Raw genomic sequence first — 17,120 nt, forward strand, 5'->3', positions numbered from 1 at the left:
AACCCGCTCACCACAAGAGCTCGCTGTGTTCAGCCTTTGCTCAGCGCCTGCGCTGCCGCCAGGACGGCATCCACATGCCCCGGCACCTTTACGCCACGCCATTCCTGACGCAACACACCCTCCTTGTCGATCAGGAAGGTGCTGCGATCCACGCCCAGGTATTCCTTGCCGTACAGCTTCTTCAACTTGATCACGTCGAACAGTTGGCAGACCGCCTCGTCCTTGTCGCTGATCAGCTCGAAGGGGAATGCCTGCTTGCCCTTGAAGTTCTCGTGAGACTTCACGCTGTCCCGCGACACGCCAAACACTTCGGTGTTAGCCGCTTTGAATGCTGCGTATTGGTCGCGAAAGCCCTGGCCTTCGGTGGTGCAGCCTGGCGTGCTGTCCTTCGGGTAGAAGTAGATCACCACTTGCTTGCCCTTGAGGGCAGCGAGGCTGAAGGTCTGGCCGCTGGTGGCCTGGGCTTCGAAATCGGCTACGGGTTTGTCGATGACTACCGCCATGAAAACTTCCTTACATTGGGTTCTGTGGGCGCCATGGCTCGATCAAGGCGTCGAGGTTCAGGGCATCGGCGAAATCCAGGAACTGGTCGCGCAGCCAGCTGATCTGCACGCCAGCCGGCAACGTCACGGTGAACGTTGCGTTCAGCATGGTGCCGCCGGTTTGCGGGGCCTGGTAGGTGTCGCAGGTCAGGTTCTCCAGCTCGACGTTGTGGTCGATGAAGAACTGGCACAGTTCGTTGACGATGTCCGAACGGTAGGCGGAACTGACATACGCTACATAAGGCAGGGCTTGGGGACGATTCTCCAGGGCGGCGCTGCGCACCACATTGACGGTGAAGTCGTGCTTTTTAGCCAGGCCCGGCAGGCCGGTCTCCAGGCGCGCCAGGGCATCCCAGGTGCCGGAGATCTGCAGGACCAACGCGCTGCACTCGCCATGGCGGGTGAGGCGGGAGGTCACGACGGCGCAGCGGTTTTCATGGCTGGCGCGGCACAGGACGTTGGTCAGCTCCATGGGGTTGGCGCCGAGGGCACTGATAACAAGGAATTGTTCGCGAACTGTGGGGGTGGACATGCAGCCTTCCTAAAACGATGAGCGGTCGATACTGTGCGGGCTGTATCGATCAAAGGATGAAGGGTAGCGAAAACCGTCGCCAAGGGATAGGAGGTGGCGTTTTCATTGCGTGATCGGCTCGATTTCATCGTGCTTCTGGGCAGGCTTTGGCCCAATGATGGCATTGCCCGTCGTTTAGTTGCGCCAGAACGCATCCTCAGGCGGTACTTCGCTTGTGCAAGCATCTTGGCGCCAGTACCATTACGGCTCTCTTTTTCCGGCAGGAGCGGTTGCATGATTGCGGGCAGTATGGTGGCACTGGTCACACCCATGGATGCACAAGGTCATCTCGACTGGGACAGCCTGGGCAAACTGGTGGACTTCCACCTGCAAGAAGGCACCAACGCCATCGTGGCGGTCGGCACCACCGGTGAATCGGCCACCCTCGATGTGGAAGAACACATCCAGGTGATCGAATTCGTGGTCAAGCGTGTCGCGGGCCGTATCGCCGTGATCGCCGGTACGGGCGCCAACTCGACGCGTGAAGCGATCGAGCTGACCAAAAACGCCAAGAAAGCCGGCGCCGATGCCTGCCTGCTGGTGACCCCGTACTACAACAAGCCGACCCAGGAAGGCTTGTACCAGCACTTTCGCGCGATTGCCGAAGCGGTCGATATTCCGCAGATCCTCTATAACGTGCCGGGTCGCACCGCGTGCGACATGCAGGCCGCGACCGTGATCCGCCTGTCCACCGTGCCGAACATCATCGGTATCAAGGAAGCCACTGGCGACCTGCAACGCGCCAAGGACATCCTGGCCGGCGTGAGCAGCGATTTCCTGGTGTATTCCGGTGACGACGCCACCGCTGTCGAGCTGATCCTGCTGGGCGGCAAGGGCAACATCTCCGTGACCGCCAACGTGGCCCCGCGGGCCATGAGCGAAATGTGCGCCGCCGCCATTGCCGGCGACGCCGTGACCGCCCGTGCGATCCACGAGAAGCTGATGCCGCTCAACAAGACACTGTTTATCGAATCCAACCCTATTCCCGTGAAATGGGCGCTGACTGAAATGGGCATGATGCCGGACGGTATCCGTCTGCCGCTCACCCGTCTCAGCGAAGCCTGTCACGAACCGCTGCGACAGGCCCTGCGCCAGTCCGGCGTCCTGGTTTAATTGAGGAAGCACTACGCATGAAGCGATTGGCCGGACTTTCCGCACTTGCCTTGATTATCTCCAGCACCAGTGGCTGCGGTTGGATCTGGGGCCCGGAAGGCTACTTCCGTGACCGCGGTAGCGATTACCTGGAAGCACAACCTACCAAACCTATGGAGCTGCCGCCGGGCGTCAACGTCGCCAAGCGACTTGACCCGTTGCTGCCGATTCCGCGCAATGTCGCCGACGACACCGCCAAGGGTGAGTACGTGGTGCCGCGTCCACAGCCGATCTCGGCCGTGGCGGATGCCAGCGACTACAGCCTGCAGAAGAGCGGTGACTCCCGCTGGATCGTGGCTCAGCGCCCACCTGCCGAAGTCTGGCCCGTGGCCGTGCAGTTCTTCCAGGACAACGGCTTCCGCATCGACGAGCAGCGCCCGCAGACCGGTGAATTCACCACCGCATGGCAGCAGGGCAGCGAACTGTCCGCCACCATGGCCAAGCGCCTGCAGGCCGGTGGTGTAGCCGCCGACAGCGAGGCCCGTGTGCGCGTGCGCATCGAGCCAGGCGTGCAGCGTAATACCAGTGAAGTCTATGTGGTCAGCGCCGAGCGTCCGGCCGGCAGCACCGCCAACGTTGATTTCACCAACCGTTCGGTCAACACCGGTGTCGACTCGGCACTGGTCGACGAGATGCTGGCCAGCATGAGCCGTATCTCCGAGAAGGGCGGTTCGGTTTCCCTGCTCGCCGCACGTGATTACGACACCCCAAGCCGCGTCAGCCTCACCGAAGATGGCAGCGGCAACGTGGTGTTGAACCTGGGTGAAGACCTCGACCGTGCCTGGGCCAGCGTTGGCCGTGCATTGGAACAGGGCCCTTGGCGTGTAGAAGACATCAACCGCAGTCTGGGCCTGTACTACATCAACGTGGCTGAAAAAGCCGAGCGCAAAGACGACGAGCCAGGTTTCTTCGGCAAGCTGTTCGGCAGCAAACCGACCAAGGAAGAGATCGAGACCCGCGCCGAGCGTTATCAGGTTCGTTTGAGCAAGGTAGGCGAAAGCGTGCAGGTCACCGTCGAGAAGAACATCAACACCGTTGCGCCCGCTGAAACAGCGCGCAAAGTGTTGGGCGTGATTCAAGACAACCTGGGCTGATCCGGTGCGTTTTGCCGTTCTCGGCAGCGGTAGCCAAGGGAACGGTACGCTGGTCGCCCACGACGACACGTACGTGCTGGTGGATTGTGGTTTCTCGTTACGGGAAACCGAGCGGCGCCTGCTGCGACAGGGGGTTCACCCCGCGCAGCTGAGCGCGATTCTGGTGACCCACGAACATGCCGACCACGTGCATGGCGTGGGTTTGCTGTCTCGGCGCTACAATCTCCCGGTGTACCTCAGTCGCGGTACCTTGCGCGGGATGCGCAAACCCATCGAACCTGCAGGTTTCCTGGCTGGTGGCGAGACACTGCAGATTGGTGCGTTGAGCATCAATGTGATTGCCGTAGCGCACGACGCCCAGGAGCCGACGCAGTACGTATTCAGTGACGGTGAGCGGCGTTTCGGCGTGCTCACCGACCTGGGGTCCTACTGCTCAAAGGTGCTGGACGGTTACCGTGACCTGGATGCATTGATGATCGAGTCCAACCACTGCCGAGACCTGCTGGCGCGTGGTCATTACCCGTACTTTCTCAAGCAACGGGTGGGCGGCGAGCTGGGGCATTTGAACAACCACCAGGCGGCGTACCTGGTGTATGAGTTGGGCTGGCAAGACTTGCAACACCTGGTCCTGGCCCACCTGAGCAGCAAGAACAACCTGCCGCAGCTGGCCCGGCAATGTTTTGTCGACACCCTCGGGTGCGACCCGGACTGGCTGCAACTGGCCGATCAAGATTCAGGGCTCGATTGGCGACACATCGCCTAGCCCACCATTTAGCAAGCGGAGCCCATCATGGAAAAACGTGAAGAACTCTACCGCGGCAAAGCCAAGTCGGTGTACAAGACCGACGACGCCAACCGCCTGATCCTGCTGTTTCGCAACGACACCTCGGCGTTCGACGGCAAGCGCATCGAACAACTTGATCGCAAAGGCATGGTGAACAACAAGTTCAACGCCTTCATCATGCAGAAGCTCGAAGCGGCCGGCATTCCGACCCAATTCGACAAACTGCTGGGCGACAACGAGTGCCTCGTCAAGAAGCTCGACATGATCCCGGTTGAATGCGTCGTGCGTAACTACGCGGCCGGCAGCCTGGTCAAGCGTTTGGGCGTGGAAGAGGGCCTCAAGCTCAACCCTTACACCTTTGAACTGTTCCTGAAGGACGACGCCAAGGGCGACCCGTTCATCAACGAATCCCACGTCGTGGCATTCGGCTGGGGCAACGCTGAGCAACTGGCGCGCATGAAGGAGTTGTCCCTCAAGGTCAACGACGTGCTGAGCAAGCTGTTCGACGACGCTGGCCTGCTGCTGGTGGACTTCAAGCTCGAATTCGGGGTCTTCCACGACGGCTCCATCGTCCTGGGCGACGAATTCAGTCCTGATGGCTGCCGCCTGTGGGACAAAGACACCAAGAAGAAGATGGACAAGGACCGCTTCCGCCAGGGCCTCGGTGACGTCATCGAAGCCTACGAAGAAGTCGCCAACCGTCTGGGCGTACCGCTTTAATCGACGCAAGCATCTGATAGCACGGAAAAAAATCGCTTCGGCGCTTTGCTTTCCTGATCCACGCTGTTATGATGCGCGCCGTTGGAGAGATGCCAGAGTGGCCGAATGGGACGGATTCGAAATCCGTTGTACCTTCACCGGTACCTAGGGTTCGAATCCCTATCTCTCCGCCATATTTAAAAAGCCCCGAGCGCTTAACCGCCTCGGGGCTTTTTTGTGTTTGGGGGAATGCCTTCTCTTTCGCGCCCCCCAAGCACCCGCCAATATCCGTAAATCGCCAATTACGAGAAACGCGGTGACGCCTGGAGAGCCCAAATCCGTCGCAAAGGATAGAGGCGAGAAGGTTTCCGGCTGTCAGGGATTGAGTTATCGACGCTTCCCTTGCCGTCGGTTAATGGCACCGAACGCCTTGATGCAGATCCCCGGTGCTGATCTCCGGGAATAGCGGTCATCGCTTACCCCCATCAAACGAAAAAGCCCGCTGAGCTCAACACCCAGCAGGCTTTTCAGTCACTACGTTCCCGGTCAGGCAGGCTGCGCTGCCAAGCTATTGCTCACATTCCGCCCCAGCACCAGCACCGTCACAAAACCCACGCCTACCAATGCGGTCGCGAGGCTCAACAGCACGGCGCTGCCCATCTGGTCGACGATCCGTCCGCCGAAGAACGAGCCCAGCGCAATAATCACCTGGAACAACGCAACGAACAGCGGCATGCCACGCTCCACATCCTTGGGCGCTACGACAAACATCCAGATACTGGCGCAGGCCGGAAAGGCGCCGAAGGCGAAGCCCCAGAGTGCGATCAGCATGGCGGCGCCGGTCAGGCCGGTGGCGAAGTAGGGGAACAGGGCGGTGCTGGTGCCGATCATCAGCGCGACTAGCAGCAGGGTGTAGCGCACGCTGCGGTTGGCAGCGAAACCGGCAAAGATGTTACCTGCTACACCGGCCACGCCAAACATCAGCAGCAGCGAGCCGATGGTCGGACCATCGAAGCCGGAGCTGTTCTTGAAGAAAGGCGCGACGTAGGTGTACGCGGCAAAGTGTGCAAGACCGATCAGCAATACCGCGATCAAACCGACCCGAGCCCGTGGGTTGATGAACAACGCCGGCAGGTCGCTGACAAGAATGGGTTTTTCCGGCTTGAGGATGGGGAGCAGGAGGACCTGTGCCAACAGCACCGGTAAGCCCAGCAACGCGGTGACCAGGAAAGTCATGCGCCAGCCCATCAAGCCACTTAGCCATGTGCCCACGGGCACGCCGAGTACGGTGGCCAGTGTCACGCCCATCATGATGATCGAGGTGGCCTTCGCGACATCCACGCCTTTGGGCGCCAGGCGGCCGCTGAGGGCGATGGCTGTGGCCCAGAAACCGCCGATGCTGATACCCAGCAATACGCGACCGAATAGCAGAAGGCTGAAATCACTGGCGAAGGCCACCACCATGTTGGCGATGATCATGATCAGCGTCAGGCCGATCAGCAGATAACGGCGGTCCATGGCGCCAATGATCACCGACAGCAGGGGCGCGGCGAGCGCGGCCATGATGCCGGGCAGGGTGACCATCAGGCCGGCGTGACCGGCACTGATGCCCAGGTCCGCAGCGACATCGTTGAGTACGCCCACTGGCAGAAACTCGCTGGTCACCAAGGCAAAGGCGCCCACGGCGACTGAGAGAATCGCCAGCCACTGCTGTTTGACGCTCTGTTGATTATGTTCGGGAAGGCCGCGAGGGGCCTGGCTGGCACTTGGCATAGTGTTGGGTTCCAGGGTGAACGTCGCCCGAAGCCAGGCGAGGGGGAGGGAATTAGGAAGCGATTATAGGAATCAGTGCTGAAAATCGAGCAGGCGCTCGTTTCGATAGTAATCATCAGTGCTATCGATGCGACGCTCTAGCACGCACTGCATGACCGATGCACCTTTCGCACGGACTTGCAAAACGTTGCCTACAGGCAGCGCATTGCAGTGGCTCCTGCAGTTTATTACGTTGTGATAGCGCACTCGATCAGGCGCTAACCACTGCAAAGGAATTGCATCATGAGCAAGAACACGAAAAAAACCTCCGGCAAGATAGCTACCCTGGCGGCCGACACCCTCAATAATCCAGACGCTTCGGTCATTGCCAAAAGCCTTGCCGCTTCAGCGTTGGCTCAGCGCAGTACCGAGAAGCAGACAAGCGCTGTGCTGGAGGAGAAGGCGGGGAAAGTGCTTCAAAGCGACCAGTACAGTGAGGCTGCAAAATCCCTTGCGGCCTCGGTTCTCTCCCAAGCCAATAAAGAACGGGGACGCTGAGTAAAAGGTTCCCTGTTGTTCTGGCTTGACCACTCCCTTCAGAGAGGCGTTCATCCACTTTTAGAAGCGTGCGCGCCGTGGTCAGCCAGGCGCGCTGTCAGGCTCTGAATAAACACGGTTTCCGCGCGGCTCATCTTCTGCTCTCGATTCCACAGTAGGTGAATGTCCACGTCCGTTATTCCCTCATCCGGCGGTAACCGCCAGAGCAGCCCGTTTTTCACATCATCCGCGACCACATGGATCGGCAGGCAGCCCAGGCCGAAGCCGGCGATCACCAATCGCCGCACTTCTTCCAGGCTTGAAGACGACGCCACAATCCGCCCACTGAACCCTTGCTGGTCGCGGAAAATCGTCAACGGTGAGAGCATCCCGCCAATCTGGTCGCTGGTAAAACTGACGAAGTTCTCCGATTGCAGGTCCCCCTCCGCCAAACCGATGCGCCCGAACAGCGGATGGTGTCGCCCACAAAAAAACGCATAACGCTGGCGCAGGAACAGGTGTTGTTCCAGACGTGGCTGTGGCCGACGGTTAAGGCTCAGGCCCAGCGTCGCGGTTTTTTCCAGGAGCGCGGCGACGATGTCCGAACTGCGCATCACCTCGACTTCCAGGTCTACCCGAGGGTGTTCACGATGAAAGTCCGCCAGGTATTCATCGAAGGTGTCCGAGTTGATCCGGCTGATCATCAGCAATCGCACTTTGCCGATCACTTCATCACCGGGTTTTTGCAGGGCGTTACTCATCTGCGACACCTGGCCATACATCTCGCCGGCGATGGCGAAGATCTGCTCACCGGCCTCCGTCAGCACAAAGCGTGGACCCCGGCGAACGATGAGTTGGCAATCGAGTTGTTCTTCCAGCCGCTTGAGTGCCTGGCTGATCGCCGGTTGGGTCAAGTGCAGACGGGCGGCGGCGCGGCTGATGCTCAGCTCCTGGCCGATCACGCGGAACGTGCGCAGCAGGTTCCAGTCCAGGCGGTCGTTGAGCAAAGGGTGAATGTCGCGGCGGGCGTCGGGCATGGTGAAGCTCGATAATAAGCAGGATTTATAATTGGAATAATAAATAGAAAATTGACTAATCATAGCCCCAAGACGATAAATCACCCTCAACAAGCGCCATCAGAGCGCATGCGTTCGACCTTTCTCCTGCCAAAAAAATAACCAAAGGAGCCAGCCCCATGAAGCCTTCCGCTTCGCCCCAGCCTCGCCGTGCTGCGGCCGCCGCTTTTATCGGCACCATGATCGAGTGGTACGACTTTTACATCTACGCCACCGCCGCGGCGCTGGTGTTTGGCCAACTGTTTTTCCCTTCTGACGACAAGCTCTTTAGCACCATGGCTGCGTTCGGCACCTTTGCCGTGGGTTTCTTTGCGCGGCCATTGGGCGGCATTGTGTTCGGGCACATCGGTGACCGGATTGGCCGCAAAAAATCCCTGGTGATTACCCTGGTGATGATGGGCGTGGTCACCGTGTGTATCGGTCTGCTGCCGACCTACGCACAGATCGGTGCCGCTGCGCCAGTACTGCTGGTCCTGCTCCGCGTGGTGCAGGGTATTGCCGTCGGCGGTGAGTGGGGCGGCGCGGTGCTGATGGCGGGCGAGCATGCGCCCAAAGGCCGGCGCAACTTCTTTGCTTCCTTCGCGCAATTGGGCAGCCCGGCTGGGTTGATCCTGTCACTGTTGGCGTTCAGTGCGGTAACCCGCCTGCCGGAAGACGAGTTATTAAGCTGGGGCTGGCGCGTACCGTTCCTGGCCAGTGCGTTGCTGTTGGTGGTCGGCTTGGCGATTCGCCTGGGCGTGAACGAGTCGCCGGAGTTTCTTGAAGACAAAGCGCTGGCGGAAAAAGCGCGGGCGATCAAGAAAGACCAGGCGCCCGTCATTGAAGTGCTGCGAACCGCCTGGCGTCCGCTGCTGCTGTGCATCGGTGCCAACACCCTGGGCATCGCTGGCGTGTATTTCACCAACACCTTCATGATTGCCTACAGCACTCAGCAACTGGGCCTGCCGCGCTCGTTGATTCTGGAGTGCCTGTTCTTTGTCGCCATCATCCAGTTCTGCGTCCAGCCGCTGGCTGCCTGGGTGGCGGAGAAGGTCGGTGCCACGCGTTTCCTGTGCGCGATGACCGTATTGGCCATGGCTTCGCCTTACCCCATGTTCGTCCTGGTCAGCAGCGGCCAGGCGCCTTTGATCATCCTCGGCATCGCCCTGGCAGTGGTGTGCATGGCGTCGTTTTATGCCGTGATCGCCGGCTTCGTCAGCGGCCTGTTTGAAACCCGCGTGCGTTACACCGCGATTTCCCTGGCGTACCAGGTGTGCGGCGCCCTGGCGGGTGGCCTTACGCCATTGATCGGAACCTGGCTGGCCCACGAATACCAAGGCCAATGGTGGCCAATGGCAGTGTTTTACAGCTTGATCGCGGCGGTCTCGCTGGTGTGTGTGCTGGCGTTGTCGCGCCGCCATGCCTCCGCGCACCGTCTTGAAATGGCCCATAGCGTTTGAGGGAGTGATTGTAATGTTGAAGATCAACGGCGAGCGCCTGTGGGCCAGCCTGATGGCCATGGCCGAGATTGGCGCCACGGCGCGCGGTGGCAGTTGCCGCCTGGCCTTGAGCGGCGAAGACCAAGCCGGTCGCGAACTGTTCAGCCACTGGTGCACGGCCGCCGGGTTGAGCCTGAGCGTGGATGCCATCGGCAATCTGTTCGCCCGCCGTGCCGGTACGGACAAGGACGCGGCACCGGTGATGATGGGCAGTCACCTCGACACACAACCCGAGGGCGGCCGCTTCGACGGTGTCTACGGTGTATTGGCGGGTCTGGAGGTGATTCGCAGCCTGGACGATCACGGGATCCAGACACGCAAACCACTGGAAATTGCGGTATGGACCAACGAGGAGGGCGCCCGTTTTACACCCGCCATGCTCGGTTCGGCGGTATTCACCGGCACCCTGGCGCTGGACAAGGCCCTGGCCACTGCCGACGTCGATGGCATCAGCGTGGCCGAGGCCTTGCGTGCAACTGGCTACAACGGTTCACGCCCACTGGGTGGCGCGGTGGATGCGTATTTCGAAGCGCATATCGAACAAGGCCCGATCCTTGAAGACAATGCCAAGAGCATCGGTGTGGTCACCGGTGGACAGGCAATTCGCTGGCTGGATGTGCGCGTCGAGGGTATGGCTGCCCACGCCGGCACTACGCCGATGCCGCTGCGTAAAGACGCGTTGTATGGCGCCGCACAAATGATCCAGGCGCTGGAGAAACTGGCGGCGGATTTTGCCCCGGAAGGCCTGACCACTGTAGGTGAATTAAGCATCGCCAAATCGTCGCGCAACACCATCCCTGGTCTGCTGAATTTCACCGTCGATTTGCGTCATCACCGCGACGACGATATCGACGCCATGGAACAACAGGTGCGCCGACAGTTGCAGGCCATCGCCGAGCAACGCGGACTGTCCGTGACCGTCAGCCCACACTGGATCAGCCCGGCCACGCCCTTCGACGCCGACTGCGTCACCTGCGTACAAGCCGCCGTGGATGGCCTGGGTTACAGCCAGCAACGCATCGTCAGCGGTGCCGGTCACGACGCCATCCACCTGGCGCGCTATTGCCCGACGGCGATGATCTTCATCCCTTGCGTCGGCGGCCTCAGTCACAACGAAGCCGAAGACGTGTTGCCCGAGGACGTGCGCCAGGGCACCGACGTATTGCTCAATGCCGTGTTGAAGCGCGCCGGCCAGGTTCAGTAAGGAGATTTTTCATGCGTACGTTTTTTCATCCCGAACAACTTCTGCATCATCCGCGCAGCTACTACTCCCGTGGCCAGATGCGTACGCCGCAGGAGGTCCCCGAGCGTGCCCGTCATCTGCTGTTGGCGGCACACACCTTGGGTTTTGATATCCAGCAGCCGCAGGACTACGGCCTCGATCCACTGCTGGCGGTACACGGTGCGCCTTACCTGGCATTTCTGCAGGAGGCCCACCAACGTTGGCAGGAAATCCCCGAAGACTGGGGCGACGAAGTCATGTCCAATATCTTCGTGCGCGAGCCCAACGCCCTGCGCGGCATCCTTGCCCAGGCTGCGCGCTACCTGGCGGATGGCAGTTGCCCGATCGGCGAACTGACGTGGCGCTCGGCCTACTGGTCGGCCCAGAGCGCCGTTGCTGCCGCCAAGGACATTCTTGAGGGCGCCCCGGCGGCCTACGCGCTCTGTCGTCCACCGGGACATCATGCTCGTTACGATGCAGCGGGGGGATTCTGTTACATCAACAACGCAGCGGTAGCAGCGCAGGCATTGCGCCAAGGTTTCCAGCGCGTCGCCGTGCTCGACACCGACATGCACCACGGCCAAGGCATCCAAGAGATTTTCTACGACCGTGACGACGTGCTTTACGTCTCGATTCACGGTGACCCCACCAATTTCTACCCTGGCGTTGCCGGCTTCGTCGAAGAGCGCGGTAACGCAGCAGGCCAAGGCTTCAACCTCAACCTGCCGATGCCCCACGGTGCCAGTGAGGCCGTGTTCTTCGAAAAACTGGAACTGGCTTTGGCGGCGGTGAAGAACTTCTCGGCAGAGGTGCTGGTGCTGTCACTGGGTTTCGATATCTACGAGCTGGACCCGCAGAGCAAAGTCGCAGTAACGCGCGAGGGGTTCGCGCGGTTGGGTGAGTGCATTCGCGGGTTGGGATTGCCCTGTGTGATCGTGCAGGAGGGTGGGTATCACCTGGAGACGCTGGATAGCAATGCGCAGGCGTTTTTTAATGGGCCGCAGGTTTGGCAGCGGCTTTAACCTGTTTGCACCGACTCGACGCCGGGGTGATTTACGGTAAGGGTTCACGGGGAGGCGGGTAGCAGGGGTATTACGACAAGCTGATCCCGGCATGCATGGCGCCCCATCGGCTCCCGTACGATAATGCCCACTACCTCGACCACATTGGCCCTCACGTGATCATCAACTTTGACCTCAACGACCTCCAAGCCTTTCGCGCCGTGGTAGACAAGGGCAGTTTTCGCGGTGCCGCCGAAGCCATCCGGATTTCGCAGCCGGCCCTCAGCCGGCGTATCGAAAAGCTTGAGACCGCCCTGGATGTGAAGCTGTTCGAACGCACCACGCGGCGCGTCAGCCTGACCATGGTCGGCCGTGCGTTCCTGCCTAAGGTCGAGCGCATGCTCGACGATCTCGATCTCGCGCTCATGGGCATCAGCAATGTCGCGTCCACACGCATGGGCAATGTCACCATCGCCTGCGTGCCGTCGACGGCGTACTACTTCATGCCCCACGTGATCTCCGAATTCCACAAGCTGTATCCAAAGATTCGCCTGCGGGTGCTGGATGCCAGTGCCGGTGAAGTGTGCAATGCCGTGGAAAGTGGCGAGGCAGATTTCGGCGTGAGTTTCAGCGGCAGCCTGGCCGATGACGTGGAGTTCGAACTGCTGCTGCAGGAGCGCTACGTGCTGGCCTGTCGCCGCGATCACCCACTGGCACAGCGCGACAGCGTGCCCTGGTCCGAGGCCTATGAACACGACTACATCACCGTGGACAAGACCTCCGGCAACCGCTTCCTGCTCGATCAGGCCTTGCGCGGCGTACGGGTGAAAAAGCCGAGTATCTGCGAGACGCACCACGTGACCACCATGATCGGGCTGGTGGAGGCGGGGCTGGGGGTGGCGATGGTGCCGTCGATTGCGATGCCGGCGGTCGAGCACCCGATTCTGGTGAGTGTGCCGCTGGTGGAGCCTCAGGTGATGCGCAATGTGGGGTTGATCAAACGCCGCGGGCGGACCTTGCCGCCAGCGGCGCTGGAGTTGGAGCGGTTGGTGCGGGAGATGCCGTTTCGGTCAGGGTGACACCGAGTCCAGGCCGGTGGCTTGTACCACCGGTTGCGCCTGGGGCGACGCCAGATACTGCAACAACGCCTTGGCCTGCTCCGGGTGTTCGGCGTTGAGCGGAATGCCCGCCGCGAAGCGCGTCACCGATTGCACGTCTTCCGGAATCTTGCCGACGTAGGTCACACCCGGCACCGGCAACAGTTCCGCGACCTGCTGCAAGCCCACCTCGTAGTCGCCCTTGGCCACCTGCTCGGCCACCGGCAGGCGTTCGATCATGGTGCCTTTGGCCGGCATGCCGAGCTTCTTGAACAGCTCCTTCTCGACATACACACCGCTGGCGCTGTCCGAGTAAGCCACGGATTTGGCCTTGCTCAGCACGGCTTTCAGCTCGGCGTCAGTACCGATCGCAGGTTTGACCGCGCCGGCCTTCACCACCAGGCCGATACGCGAGTCCGCCAGTTCCACACGGGAGGCCGGGTCGACCTTGCCTTGTTTGATCAGCTCATCCAGGGCGTAACCGACCATGATCACCACGTCGGCGTGTTCGCCACGGGCCAGGCGGTTGGGAATCGCTTCCGGCGCCTTGCCCATGGACGGACCCAAAATGGTTTCGAGGCTGTCGCCGCTTTGCTTGGCGTACTGCGGGCCGAGCACTTTATACGCGGCGGTGAAGCCACCGGAGGTCATCACCTTGAGCTGTTCGGCCTGGACCGACAGCGACAGGACGCCAAGGGCCAGCGCCGATAGGGTTTTATACAACGTCTTCATTGCGCCGCCCCCTGCATGACTTGTCCGCGAGCATTGGCGCGACGATACAGCGCCAGCGTCGAGCACAGCGCACACGCTGCGGCGAACATCATCCAGTAGGCCGGCGAGGCTTTGTCTTCGGTGATGTGGATGAACCAGGTAGAGATCGCCGGGGTAAAACCACCGAAAATCGCGGTGGCCAGGCTGTAGGCCAGGGAGAAACCCGCCACGCGCACTTCCACCGGCATGATTTCGGTAAGCGCCGGGATCATTGCGCCGTTGTACAGGCCGTAGAGGAAGGAGAACCACAGCAGGGTTTCCAGCATATGGGCAAAGCTCGGTGCATTTACCACGTAGGACAGCGCTGGATAAGCGGTCAGAACCGTCAGCACGGTCATGGCGATCAGCACCGGCTTGCGGCCGAAACGGTCGCTGAGGGTGCCACCGATCGGCAGCCAGATAAAGTTCGACACTGCCACCAGCAGGGTCACTAACAGAGCGTCGGACGTGCTCAATTGCAGCACGGTCTTGCCGAAGGTCGGCGCATACACAGTGATCAGGTAGAACGCGGTAGTGGTCATGGCCACCATCAGCATGCCGCCAATCACCACGGTCCAGTTCTTCACCAGGGTCGCCAGCACTTCGCGCATGGTCGGGCGATGCTTGCGGTTGGCGAACTCTTCGGTTTCCTGCAGGCTGCGACGCAGGATGAAGATGAACGGAATGATCACGCAGCCGATGGCGAACGGAATGCGCCAGCCCCAATCCGCTACCACGGCGGGTTCCATCCACACGTTCAGGCCATAACCCAGCGCGGCGGCGACCACGATGGAGATCTGTTGGCTGCCCGATTGCCAGCTGGTGTAGAAGCCTTTGCGGCCGGGCGTGGCCATTTCGGACAGGTACACCGACACACCGCCCAGTTCAGCGCCGGCCGAGAAGCCTTGCAACAGGCGACCGAGCAGCACCAGCAACGGCGCCCACAGGCCGATGGTGTGATAGCTGGGGACCAGCACGATCAGCAGCGTGCCGCTGGCCATGATCGACAGCGTCACGATCAACCCTTTGCGGCGACCGACGTCATCGATGTAGGCCCCCAGGATGATCGCGCCCAAAGGACGCATCAGGAAGCCTGCACCGAACACGGCGAAGGTCATCATTAATGACGCAAACTCATTAGCGGCAGGGAAGAATGCGGCAGCGATGTAGGTGGCGTAAAAACCGAACAGGAAGAAGTCGAATTGTTCGAGGAAGTTGCCCGAAGTAACGCGGAATACCGCACCCACTTTCGAGCGGGCAGAGTCGGGTCGGGTAGGGCTAGTCATGGTTTTGTGTCTCCAGCGTTCTTTTTAAAGTGCTTGTTTCGCCTAAGACCGAGAATAGTGGCTGACACATTTAGAAATGATAAGTGACAAATTTGGATGCATTGATGTGCCATTGCTATCAATCGGTAATAAATCAACAACAGCATTCGCTGTTCTATGCTGAAGGTTTGACCAAGTCTTACGGACGGGAGGTGGCGATGACTGACCAACAGAAGCAACGGGATGAGCGGGAGCGTGAGCAGACCCGGCAGCGGGAGGAAGAAAAACCGCAGACCTGGAAACATCCCGATGATGGGACAGAGCTTTCCGAGCGGGATCAGGAGCGTCCACTCAAGCCGTAGTCCCAGGTTAGATAGGGTCAAACTGTGGGAGCGGGCTTGCTGGCGAACGCTGTGCGTCAGTCAACCAATGTGTTGGCGGGCCCACCGCTTTCGCGAGCAAGCCCGCTCCCACAGTTGTGATGTGCGCTATCGGGGTGGGAAAATATTTGACATATTTGATTTGTGATCACATATTGAGGCCATAAGAACGACAACACAGGTTTTGCCTCATGACAGATGGTCCGCTTCTCCTGCCCACCCTGCGCCAGGTGTCCCGCGATACCTTGCAAGACCAGGTCTACCGCCAGATCCGCGAAGCCTTGATGAGTGGCCGTTTCCAACCCGGCCAGAAGCTCACCATCCGCGGCCTTGCCGAAGCCCTCGGTTCCAGTCCCATGCCGGTGCGTGAAGCCCTGCAGCGCCTCAGCGCCGAAAACGCTTTTGAAGTCACCGAGACCTCCCGTCTGCGCGTCCGCTTGATGACGGTCGAACGCCTGCGGGAAATTCGCGATGCCCGGGTCGCCCTCGAAGGGCTGCTGGCGGAAAAAGCCGTGCTGCTCCTGCAAAAGGCCGACCTCGATGAAATCACTGACCTGTGCCAGCAAATGCAGCACGCCGCCGACGAAGTCGACGTGTCCCGCTACCTGTGGACCAACTTTGCCTTTCACCGGCGCATCTACGCGGTGGCCCAGGCCGAGTTGACCATGGCCGCCGTGGAAAACTTCTGGCTGCACATGGGCCCGTGCTTTGCGCTGGTCGCCCCGGATAAAGCTCACCTGCAACGCTCGATGGAGGCGCACACGCGCATCGTCGAAGCCCTGGCTGCCCGCGATGGCGGGGGCGCGCGCGCAGCGGTGACCGATGACATCATGCAGGCCGCCGACTCCCTCGCGCGCCTGCTCGTCAAGAACGACCGTTCGCGGTCGTCTGTTTCAGGAGGTAAACGTGCATGAGTGTCCTACAACGGCTGCAGCCCTATCCTGGGTTACGTGTGTTGATTTCCGGCGGGGCTGCCGGCATTGGTGAAGTGCTGGCGGCGGCGTATCTGGAAGCCGGTGCCCAGGTGCATGTGTGTGATGTGAGCGAGTCGGCCCTGGCGGTGTTTCGCGACAAATACCCAGGCACCGTCGCCACCCGCGCCGATGTCAGCGACGCCGCGCAGATCGAGGCGGTGTTCAAGGTGCAGCGCGAGCATTTCGGTGGCCTCGATGTGTTGGTCAACAACGCCGGGATCGCCGGGCCCACCGGCGGGATCGATGCGATCAGCGACGCCGAGTGGCAAGCCACTATCAACATCAATCTCACCGCGCAATACCGGTTTGCCCACCACGCAGTGCCGATGCTCAAGGAATCGTCCCACGGCCATCTGCTGCATATCGCCTCGGTGGCGGGGCGCTTGGGTTACGCGTGGCGCACGCCCTATGCGGCAACCAAATGGGCGATCGTCGGCTTGATGAAATCCCTGGCTTCGGAGCTGGGCGAGAGCGATATCCGCGTCAACGCCTTGCTGCCCGGCATCGTCGAAGGCCCGCGTATGGACGGCGTGATCCGTGCGCGTGCCGAACAGGTCGGCGTGCCCGAAGCCGAGATGCGCCAGGAATACCTCAACAAGATTTCCCTCAAGCGCATGGTCACCGCCGAAGACGTGGCAGCCATGGCCTTGTTCCTCTGTTCGCCCGCCGCACGCAACGTGACCGGCCAGGCGATCAGCGTCGACGGTAACGTCGAGTACCTGTAAGCCACGCAAGACCACATCGCG

General features: G+C 60.7%; 18 protein-coding genes and 1 tRNA gene. 13 read left to right on the plus strand and 6 right to left on the minus strand.

The genetic code is table 11. From position 1 onward, the window contains the following. Positions 1–29: 29 nt before the first annotated feature. Complete coding sequence (locus AB4N92_RS19370) at positions 30–503, minus strand: peroxiredoxin (protein ID WP_010212196.1); 474 nt, start codon at positions 501–503, stop codon at positions 30–32. A 10-nt stretch (positions 504–513) separates the two neighbouring features. Then, positions 514–1,074 (minus strand): glycine cleavage system transcriptional repressor, encoded by a 561-nt coding sequence (locus tag AB4N92_RS19375; RefSeq protein ID WP_003172487.1) that lies wholly within the window; start codon positions 1,072–1,074, stop codon positions 514–516. A 273-nt stretch (positions 1,075–1,347) separates the two neighbouring features. Between AB4N92_RS19375 and dapA the strand changes: the two genes are divergently transcribed. From dapA to AB4N92_RS19400, 5 genes are all read left to right on the plus strand, one after another. Continuing rightward, positions 1,348–2,226, plus strand: a complete 879-nt coding sequence (dapA, locus tag AB4N92_RS19380) for a 4-hydroxy-tetrahydrodipicolinate synthase (protein WP_010212195.1) — start codon at positions 1,348–1,350, stop codon at positions 2,224–2,226. A gap of 17 nt (positions 2,227–2,243) precedes the next feature. After that, positions 2,244–3,359 (plus strand): outer membrane protein assembly factor BamC, encoded by a 1,116-nt coding sequence (bamC, locus tag AB4N92_RS19385; protein WP_010212194.1) that lies wholly within the window; start codon positions 2,244–2,246, stop codon positions 3,357–3,359. A gap of 4 nt (positions 3,360–3,363) precedes the next feature. After that, positions 3,364–4,122, plus strand: a complete 759-nt coding sequence (locus AB4N92_RS19390; protein ID WP_010212193.1) for an MBL fold metallo-hydrolase — start codon at positions 3,364–3,366, stop codon at positions 4,120–4,122. A 27-nt stretch (positions 4,123–4,149) separates the two neighbouring features. Beyond that, positions 4,150–4,863, plus strand: coding sequence for a phosphoribosylaminoimidazolesuccinocarboxamide synthase (gene purC, locus AB4N92_RS19395; protein ID WP_236298291.1), 714 nt, complete (start codon positions 4,150–4,152; stop codon positions 4,861–4,863). An 83-nt stretch (positions 4,864–4,946) separates the two neighbouring features. Beyond that, a tRNA-Ser gene (locus AB4N92_RS19400) sits at positions 4,947–5,036 on the plus strand. A 352-nt stretch (positions 5,037–5,388) separates the two neighbouring features. Here the strand turns inward: AB4N92_RS19400 and AB4N92_RS19405 are convergent. Then, positions 5,389–6,615, minus strand: coding sequence for an MFS transporter (locus AB4N92_RS19405; RefSeq protein WP_045791208.1), 1,227 nt, complete (start codon positions 6,613–6,615; stop codon positions 5,389–5,391). Positions 6,616–6,897: 282 nt separating this feature from the next. Between AB4N92_RS19405 and AB4N92_RS19410 the strand changes: the two genes are divergently transcribed. Beyond that, a complete protein-coding gene (locus AB4N92_RS19410; RefSeq protein WP_021491030.1) occupies positions 6,898–7,152 on the plus strand; it encodes a hypothetical protein in 255 nt (84 codons plus the stop codon). 50 nt (positions 7,153–7,202) lie between these two features. Here AB4N92_RS19410 and AB4N92_RS19415 read toward each other — a convergent pair whose 3' ends face one another. Further along, positions 7,203–8,168 (minus strand): LysR family transcriptional regulator, encoded by a 966-nt coding sequence (locus tag AB4N92_RS19415; protein WP_010212188.1) that lies wholly within the window; start codon positions 8,166–8,168, stop codon positions 7,203–7,205. 158 nt (positions 8,169–8,326) lie between these two features. On the opposite strand from AB4N92_RS19415, the gene AB4N92_RS19420 reads away from it, so the two are divergent. The 4 genes from AB4N92_RS19420 (at position 8,327) to AB4N92_RS19435 (ending at position 12,987) form a co-directional block, all read left to right on the plus strand. Further along, complete coding sequence (locus AB4N92_RS19420) at positions 8,327–9,646, plus strand: MFS transporter (RefSeq protein ID WP_010212187.1); 1,320 nt, start codon at positions 8,327–8,329, stop codon at positions 9,644–9,646. A gap of 13 nt (positions 9,647–9,659) precedes the next feature. Then, positions 9,660–10,889: a Zn-dependent hydrolase gene (locus AB4N92_RS19425; RefSeq protein ID WP_137206435.1), complete on the plus strand. Its 1,230-nt coding sequence runs from the start codon at positions 9,660–9,662 to the stop codon at positions 10,887–10,889. 11 nt (positions 10,890–10,900) lie between these two features. Then, complete coding sequence (locus AB4N92_RS19430; protein WP_042570715.1) at positions 10,901–11,929, plus strand: histone deacetylase family protein; 1,029 nt, start codon at positions 10,901–10,903, stop codon at positions 11,927–11,929. Positions 11,930–12,084: 155 nt separating this feature from the next. Then, on the plus strand, positions 12,085–12,987 hold the full coding sequence (locus AB4N92_RS19435) for a LysR family transcriptional regulator (RefSeq protein WP_010212183.1): 903 nt from the start codon (positions 12,085–12,087) through the stop codon (positions 12,985–12,987). Here the strand turns inward: AB4N92_RS19435 and AB4N92_RS19440 are convergent. Together AB4N92_RS19440 and tcuC are read right to left on the minus strand one after the other, a co-directional pair. After that, positions 12,979–13,737 carry a substrate-binding domain-containing protein gene (locus AB4N92_RS19440; RefSeq protein ID WP_042570716.1) on the minus strand — a complete coding sequence of 253 codons (759 nt, stop codon included), beginning with the start codon at positions 13,735–13,737 and terminating at the stop codon, positions 12,979–12,981. The two genes, AB4N92_RS19435 and AB4N92_RS19440, sit on opposite strands and share 9 nt — an antisense overlap. After that, on the minus strand, positions 13,734–15,041 hold the full coding sequence (gene tcuC / locus AB4N92_RS19445; protein ID WP_038452843.1) for an MFS transporter: 1,308 nt from the start codon (positions 15,039–15,041) through the stop codon (positions 13,734–13,736). Before tcuC ends, AB4N92_RS19440 begins: the two co-directional genes overlap by 4 nt. Before the next feature lie 197 nt (positions 15,042–15,238). Between tcuC and AB4N92_RS19450 the strand changes: the two genes are divergently transcribed. The 3 genes from AB4N92_RS19450 (at position 15,239) to AB4N92_RS19460 (ending at position 17,099) form a co-directional block, all read left to right on the plus strand. Next, entirely contained in the window at positions 15,239–15,382 is a 144-nt protein-coding gene (locus AB4N92_RS19450; RefSeq protein ID WP_010212178.1) for a hypothetical protein, read from the plus strand. A gap of 209 nt (positions 15,383–15,591) precedes the next feature. Continuing rightward, the gene (locus tag AB4N92_RS19455) at positions 15,592–16,314 is read left to right on the plus strand and encodes a GntR family transcriptional regulator (protein WP_010212177.1); all 723 of its coding nucleotides are present in this window, start codon (positions 15,592–15,594) and stop codon (positions 16,312–16,314) included. Then, complete coding sequence (locus AB4N92_RS19460) at positions 16,311–17,099, plus strand: SDR family oxidoreductase (protein WP_010212176.1); 789 nt, start codon at positions 16,311–16,313, stop codon at positions 17,097–17,099. Before AB4N92_RS19455 ends, AB4N92_RS19460 begins: the two co-directional genes overlap by 4 nt. The last annotated feature ends 21 nt before the right edge of the window (positions 17,100–17,120 follow it).

This window comes from Pseudomonas sp. S3_A09 (assembly GCF_054668065.1).